Here is a 706-nt window from a genome sequence, read left to right as displayed (position 1 = left end):
CGGCAATGGCTCCTGCAGATCGTGCACAGCCGGGCGCTGCGGGTGCTGACCCATCCCGTGGTGGCGCTGTCGCTGTTCGCCGGGTCGCTGTTCGCGGTCTACTTCAGCCCGATCTACCCGTGGACGTTGGACAACCATCTCGTCCACCTGGCCGTGATGGGGCACTTCCTCGCCGCCGGATGCCTGTTCTTCTGGATACTGATCGGTATCGATCCCGGGCCGAAGCGGCTACCCCACCCGGCGCGGATGGGCCTGCTGTTCCTCGCCATCGCCATTCACGGCTTCTTCGGGGTCGCGCTCATGCAGGCCACCGGTGTGCTCGGCGCCGACTTTTACACCGCGCTCGACCGGCCGTGGGGATCATCCCCACTCGACGATCAGAAGCTCGGCGGCGGCATCGCCTGGAGCTTCGGGGAGCTTCCCGCGGTCACCACCCTCGCAGCCCTGTTCTTCCAGTGGGCCCGCGCCGACGAACGCCGCGCCCGCCAGCTCGACCGGAAACTCGACAGCGACGACACCCTGGCCGCCTACAACCGCTGGCTGGCCGAGCTCAACGCCCGCGACACCCACCGATAATCACAGCGGGCCACATCGACAGGGAGGGAGCACGATGCGCTGCCGTGGCGGATGGCAGGAGGTGACGGCGCTCGGTAGGGGCCGGCAGGCGGCTGCGGCGGCCGTCCTGGTCGCGGTGACGCTGCTCAGC

General features: G+C 69.0%; 1 protein-coding gene. It reads left to right on the top strand.

Annotated features, from left to right (window positions below; translation table 11 throughout):
* A partial coding sequence (locus DD1DGNOD_RS19700; protein WP_131770786.1) for a cytochrome c oxidase assembly protein occupies window positions 1-576 on the top strand: 576 nt, incomplete at its 5' end.
* Window positions 577-706 lie beyond the last annotated feature (130 nt).

It is taken from the genome of Candidatus Protofrankia californiensis (assembly GCF_900634765.1).
Taxonomy (GTDB): domain Bacteria; phylum Actinomycetota; class Actinomycetes; order Frankiales; family Frankiaceae; genus Protofrankia; species Protofrankia californiensis.
This window is presented reverse-complemented; position numbering and strand designations above follow the sequence as displayed.